The organism is Marseilla massiliensis, from assembly GCF_023336985.1.
Classification (GTDB): Bacteria; Bacteroidota; Bacteroidia; order Bacteroidales; family Bacteroidaceae; genus Prevotella; species Prevotella intestinigallinarum.
Window position 1 is genome coordinate 23,824 of the sequence record NZ_JAMBLP010000031.1, and the last position, 6,000, is coordinate 29,823.

Annotated in this window: 7 protein-coding genes and 1 tRNA gene; 4 read left to right on the plus strand and 4 right to left on the minus strand. The window is 57.3% G+C overall.

The features are described 5' to 3' along the window. Nucleotides 1–758 precede the first annotated feature (758 nt). From cdaA to M3089_RS14330, 3 genes are read right to left on the minus strand one after another with little or no spacing between them, the layout of a single operon-like run. The gene (gene cdaA / locus M3089_RS14320) at nt 759–1,553 is read right to left on the minus strand and encodes a diadenylate cyclase CdaA (RefSeq protein ID WP_205111389.1); all 795 of its coding nucleotides are present in this window, start codon (nt 1,551–1,553) and stop codon (nt 759–761) included. Between the two features lie 15 nt (nt 1,554–1,568). Further along, entirely contained in the window at nt 1,569–2,477 is a 909-nt protein-coding gene (gene folP / locus M3089_RS14325; RefSeq protein WP_249084830.1) for a dihydropteroate synthase, read from the minus strand. Beyond that, nucleotides 2,474–3,058: a TlpA family protein disulfide reductase gene (locus tag M3089_RS14330; RefSeq protein ID WP_249084832.1), complete on the minus strand. Its 585-nt coding sequence runs from the start codon at nt 3,056–3,058 to the stop codon at nt 2,474–2,476. The genes folP and M3089_RS14330 overlap by 4 nt, the downstream gene beginning before the upstream one ends. Between M3089_RS14330 and M3089_RS14335 the strand changes: the two genes are divergently transcribed. The 3 genes from M3089_RS14335 to M3089_RS14345 all read left to right on the plus strand — a co-directional run bounded on the left by M3089_RS14335 (nt 3,018) and on the right by M3089_RS14345 (nt 4,295). Then, complete coding sequence (locus M3089_RS14335; protein ID WP_249084834.1) at nt 3,018–3,302, plus strand: hypothetical protein; 285 nt, start codon at nt 3,018–3,020, stop codon at nt 3,300–3,302. The two genes, M3089_RS14330 and M3089_RS14335, sit on opposite strands and share 41 nt — an antisense overlap. A gap of 105 nt (nt 3,303–3,407) precedes the next feature. Beyond that, nucleotides 3,408–3,875: a transcription elongation factor GreA gene (greA, locus tag M3089_RS14340; protein WP_205111394.1), complete on the plus strand. Its 468-nt coding sequence runs from the start codon at nt 3,408–3,410 to the stop codon at nt 3,873–3,875. 12 nt (nt 3,876–3,887) lie between these two features. Next, nucleotides 3,888–4,295: an HIT family protein gene (locus M3089_RS14345; protein ID WP_205111396.1), complete on the plus strand. Its 408-nt coding sequence runs from the start codon at nt 3,888–3,890 to the stop codon at nt 4,293–4,295. 97 nt (nt 4,296–4,392) lie between these two features. On the opposite strand, the gene M3089_RS14350 is transcribed toward M3089_RS14345, so the two are convergent. After that, the gene (locus M3089_RS14350; RefSeq protein ID WP_249084835.1) at nt 4,393–5,481 is read right to left on the minus strand and encodes a mannose-1-phosphate guanylyltransferase; all 1,089 of its coding nucleotides are present in this window, start codon (nt 5,479–5,481) and stop codon (nt 4,393–4,395) included. A 296-nt stretch (nt 5,482–5,777) separates the two neighbouring features. On the opposite strand from M3089_RS14350, the gene M3089_RS14355 reads away from it, so the two are divergent. Next, nucleotides 5,778–5,859, plus strand: a tRNA-Leu gene (locus tag M3089_RS14355). The last annotated feature ends 141 nt before the right edge of the window (nt 5,860–6,000 follow it).

Below are 6,000 nucleotides of genomic sequence, written 5' to 3' on the forward strand. Positions count from 1 at the left end.
AGCATTTCGCTTTCGTCTCCCCGCCAGTCGCAATCTCTGATTTTCATGCCATGTCCCGGCTCTGTGAAGAGCGGGACATGGCTTTTCTGTATCGTGGCGCCACCCTGTGGCCTGCTTCTGCCGCCATGCCGCGGCGGCTGCGTTGCCGCGCCCGCAGCAACGGGCGGCGGCCGCTTTTTTAGCCGGCGGGCCAACGGGCTTGCCCTGCCTATGCCGGCGGGCCGGGTTGTGGGCAGCCTTGTCATGGCCGTGGCATAGGCAACGCTGCCGGCATCACGCTATGTATGCAGCATACGGCTCGCCCGGTCTGTCGGGCCAAACCGCCGGCCTTTTATAACCCCCTGGTGTGCAGCGGGTTGCAGAATGGGCCGTTTCGGGTGGTGGAACGTGCCGTATTGGCTCCCGAAACATGCCGTATTGCGGCGCAGAAAGGGCTGTTGTGTGGATTTGCAGGGCTCATGGTAGAAATCGATGATACCGATGCGTTTTGGGGATGTTGCGCATTTGCACATACGCGCATGTTGCAGATGCGCTTAAAAAAGCCAATCCGTGTTTAGTCCATTTGTATAATGGTGGGGCGGGCCCAGCCTTGAAGTCACTAAACAGCGGATTTATGCAGTGTGAATTAGTCCGGGATGTGCCTGCCAGCCCCCTGCCTTCATGAATTGATGAATGTGGCGCCGCGCAGTGCCGGCGGCATGGTGTGGCCTGTGGGCAGTGCAGCCGCGCCTGGCCCGATGCCTGCGGGCAAGCTATGGTCAGCCCCTGGCTGAGGGCTGTTCTTCGAGGGCGTCGGTGAGTATGCTCTCGAGTTTCTCGGCAGAGAGGCGCAGCTGGAACGCTCCGTTCATGGCCACGGAAATGCCCCCGGTCTCCTCGGACACAATGACGGCTATGCAGTCGCACTGCTGTGATATGCCGAGGGCTGCGCGGTGGCGCAGGCCCAGCTCCTTGGGTATGTCGAGGTTGTGAGACACGGGCAGTATGCATCCGGCGGCCTTGATGCGCTTCTTTGATATTATCATGGCCCCGTCGTGCAGCGGCGAGTTCTTGAAAAATATGTTCTCTATGAGCCGCTGGTTGATGTTGGCGTCGATTATGTCGCCCGTGGCGGCCACGTCGTCGAGCGGGGCCGTGCGCTCTATCACTATCAGCGCTCCCACCTTTCGCTTCGACATGCCCATGCATGCCAGCACTATGGGCACAATGGTCTCTTTGTGGCCCGCTTTCTGGCCGCCGCGGTCAGAGGCGAAGAAGCTGATGAGCATCCTCATGCGCTGGTGGGCCCCAAGGTTGTATAGAAACTTGCGTATGTCTTCCTGGAACAGGATGATGAGACCTATCACTCCGACGCTTACCAACTTGTCCATGATGGAGCCGAGAAGCCGCATCTCAAGTATCTGCGACACGAATATCCAGACCACCACGAACACCATGATGCCTATGAACACGTTGAGCGAGCGCGACTCTTTCATCAGCCTGTACAGGTAGTAGAGCATCAGCGCCACGAGTAAGATGTCGATCACATCCTTTATTCCGAAACTGAAAAACATAAGTCTTGATAGTTGTTAGTGTATGTCGTTTGCTGCAGGGGCAGCCTGGCCGGCATGGGCCTTGAGCGCCTGCACTATCTTAACACACTCGGCAGCCTGGCCTACGTCGTGAACGCGCAGTATGTGGGCTCCCTTTATCAGGGCCGCAGTGTTGAGCGCGGTGGTGCCGTTGAGGGCCTCGTCGGTGGTGCAGCCGAGCAGCCGCGTTATCATCGACTTGCGCGATATGCCCACCAGCAGGGGCAGGCCCAGTGTGTGCAGCTTGTCGAGCCCGGCCATGATGGCATAGTTGTCGGCGGTGGTCTTGCCAAAGCCGAAGCCCGGGTCGAGTATTACGTCGTTTACTCCCAGCGAGTGGAGCAGCTGCGACTTGGCTGCGCCCTCCATCAGTATTGAGGCTGTGTCGGGGCGCGACGACATGAGTATGTAGGGCACGCCGAGGCGGGCCGCCATGCGGAAGATGGGCGGGGCGTCGTCCTCGGTCCATGTGCGGTATCCGTCGTCGTTTGTCTCCGCCCCTCCGAACGCCCCGTCGGGGTTGCCGCCCGAGACGTCGTTGATGATGGCCACGCCATATTCCTCGACGGCCATGCGGGCCACGTCGGCGCGGAACGTGTCGACGCTGATTATGGCTCCGGGCTGCTCGCGCCGCACCACGGCCAGTCCGTGGCGCAGCCTGTCGGCTTCTTCGGCTTCGCTCACGCGGGCTGCGCCCGGCCGTGTGGAGAATGCGCCGATGTCGATGATGGTGCCTCCCTGTTCCACAATCTCGTTGGCGCGGGCGGCTATGTCGGCCTCGGCCTGCTTGCGGCTGCCGGCATAAAACGAGTCGGGCGTCACGTTGAGTATGCCCATCACCTGCGGAACGTCGAGGCTGAGCAGCCGCCCCCCGGCGTTGAGGCTCATGTGGCTGTGCGCATTCATTTGCCTGCCTCCGCCGCATTGCCGCCGGTGGCGGCCGTTAGTGTTGGCTTCAGGGCCTCGAGGGCAGCCTTTATCTTGTCGGTGTCAACCGAACCGGCGGCTATGCGGCCCTCGGGGTCGACGAGGTAGAACGTCGGTATCCAGTTGACGCGGTAAGGGCTGTCGAGCGTTGTGCCCGCCTTCCATTTCTTCAGTTCGCTGTACTGCAGCCACTCCATGCCGTTAGCCTCGACGTAGCGGCGCCATGCGGCGCTGTCGGTGTCGAACGATACGCCAACGAACTCGACGCCGAGCGGGGCATACTCCTTGTATAGGGCCACGACGTCGGGCGTGGTCTTGCGGCAGTCGGGGCACCACGATGCCCAGAACTCGAGCACCACATAGTGCCCGCGCAGCGAACTGAGCTTAATGGGCTCAGGCCTCGCCGGGTCGGCAATGGTGAAGTCGGTGGCCATGGCGCCGGGCTGTAGCAGCTGGCTGTCGTACTTGTCGGTGTCGGTGGCCGGCTCGGCGCCCACCACGCAAGAGTTGAGGCAAAGCATGGCTACGGCCATTGCGGATATTCTTCTGAATATTGTCATTGTTGCATTCGTTTTTGTTGTTGCGTGCTACAAAGGTAAGAAAACATTGCCGAACGGCGGCAGGATTGGTGGCCAAAGTTTGCGGCTTCCCGCTTTTTTGGCTGTTTTTACAGGCTTTAGGGGAGTATGGCGTGGTGGCGCGGCAGAGCGGGGGCGGGCAGAAAAAGGCTTTTTTAACGTGACAGGCTTGCCCGCTCGGGAAATTATGCCTAACTTTGCAGCACAAAGCAAAAACAAGGCGTAGAGAGTGTGAGGATTCCGGCATCGGTTAATGCCGGGATTCTTCATTTTTTTAATGTCCTTTTAACCGAAATATTACGTTAACATCTATAACAAAAAGTTTTTGATTATGGCTTACATGTCGCAAGAGGGCTACGATAAGATGGTAGCCGAGTTGAAACGCTTGGAAAGCGTGGAGCGCCCCAAGGCATCAGCCGCAATAGCTGAGGCACGTGACAAGGGCGACCTGAGTGAAAATTCCGAATATGAGGCCGCCAAGGAGGCACAGGCCCATCTCGAGGATAAGATCAACCAGATGAAGCTGGCGCTGCAAGAGGCTAAGATTGTGGACACATCGCGTCTGAGCTCCGACTCGGTGCAGATTCTTACGCGCGTAGAGATGACCAACCTGGCCAACAAGGCGAAGATGAGCTACACCATCGTCAGCGAGAGCGAGGCCAACCTGCGTGAGGGCAAGATATCCATCATGACACCGATTGCACAGGGATTGCTTGGCAAGAAAGTGGGCGACGAGGTTGAGATAAAGATACCGCGCGGCACTATAAAGTTGCGCATCGACAATATATCAATAGCATAGGGAGGACTGTATATGGCCGGGATATTCGCAAAGATTGCAGCAGGTGAGATACCGAGCTACAAGTGTGCCGAGAGCGACAAGTTCTATGCTTTTTTGGATATAAACCCTCTTGTCAAGGGGCATACGCTGGTGATTCCGCGCCGCGAGGTAGACTATATATTCGACCTCGACGACGACGAGCTGGCCGAGATGGTTGTCTTTGCCAAGCATGTGGCCGCAGCCATAAAGAAAGCCTTCCCGTGCCGGAAGGTGGGCATGGCTGTGCTGGGCCTTGAGGTGCCCCACGCACACATACATCTGATACCGATGCAGACGGAGAAGGACATGAACTTTGCCAACCCCAAGCTTAAGCTGGCTGACGACGAGATGGCTGCTGTGGCAGCACGGATACGCGAGAATTTCGAGGCTGAAGGCAAGTAAGTGGCCTGTGTGACATAAGGCGGGGCGGGCAGGGCCGGTGCAGTGTGCACTCGGCCCTTGCCCGCCCCGCTGTTTGTGCGCATGGCCCGAGCGTAGGTCACAGGTAGTCGTTGCCATGTTCCATCTGCACCTTGTTGACATACTTGCGCACCAAGGCCGACGAATCGCCTTTCTTGCATATGAGCAGCACGTCGCCACCGTCGGCCACTATGTATCCATCGAGGCCGTTGATGACGGCCAGCTTGCCTTTGGGCATCTTGACCACATTGCCGCGGCAGTCTTCCATCATGACGTCGGAGTCGATTACAACGTTGTCGTCGGCGTCTTTGCGCATGCATTCGTAGATGGAATGCCATGTGCCAAGGTCGGCCCAGCCGAAGTCGCATTTCATGACGCAGATGTCGGTGCTGCGCTCCAGCACGGCACAGTCGATGGACAGGTTAGGGTACGATTGGTAGTGCTCGGTCACAAAGGCCAGCGTCTCTTCGACGGGGCGCAGGCCGTCGGCCGGTTCGCCGCGATGTACATCGCTGAACAACCGTGTGAACTCGCGGTAGAAATTGCGCGCGCTGGAGAGGAACAGGCCCGTGTTCCAATAAAACTCGCCACTCTCCATGAACACCTTGGCAAACTCACGCTCGGGCTTCTCGGTGAAAGAGCGCACGGTGAACACACCTTCTGTCTCACACTGCTCGCCCAGCTGTATGTATCCGTAGCCGGGCTCCGGCCTTGATGGCCTCACGCCCATCGAGAGCATCGTGTCGTGCGACGCCACGAAGTTGAGGCCACGCTCAACGTCGGCGTCAAAGGCTCCCTCGTTGAGTACGAGCTGGTCGGAGGGGGTGACAATGATGGATGCCTCGGGTGAGCGCCTGCACACCTCGGCAACGGCCCAGCCCACGCACGGGGCGGTGTTGCGGTTGATAGGCTCAACAATCACGTTGGATGCAGGCAAGTCGGGCAGCTGTTCGCGCACCATAGGTTCGTAGTCGCGGTTGGTGCATACCAGTATGTTGGCTCCCGGCACAATCTTTGCGAAACGGTCGTAAGTGGCCTGCAGCTGAGTGCGCCCCAAACCAAAGAAGTCAAGAAACTGCTTGGGCTTGTTGTCCCTGCTGCACGGCCACAGCCTGCGGCCCTTGCCTCCAGCCAATATCACACAATAATTGTCCTTATGCTTTTCCATATCCAAAATATATAAGCTCTTTTGTTAGGTAATCAGTCTCTAAATATCACAACATTTGTGCTGTCTTTATCAAGCACGTGAATGGCGAATGTAATTCGCCCGCCCGTCATCAGGGAGCAGCCGGCTGTGGCATGGCGCCCTGCCCCTCCCCTTGATTAGCTGAGGCTTGTTTTTATGCCTGTCGTTTTAGGCCTACTAAATTACAAATTCCCACCGAGATGCGCAAGTAATTTAAGTTTTTTGAATGAAAAATTTGCTAATTCGGATTTTATTGTTATCTTTGCACCCGCTAAGAAGCCCAGATGGCGGAATCGGTAGACGCGCTGGTCTCAAACACCAGTGGAGCAATCCATCCCGGTTCGATCCCGGGTCTGGGTACGAGTAAATCGGCTAAGTAATTGAATTTCAATGCTTAGTCGATTTTGTTTTATACTCATTGTTCCCGTTTTGTTCCCACACGGACTTATTCGGGTCAGTCCGGAAATCCGGTTGCAATCCTTGCTATACTCGTGTAAAAAT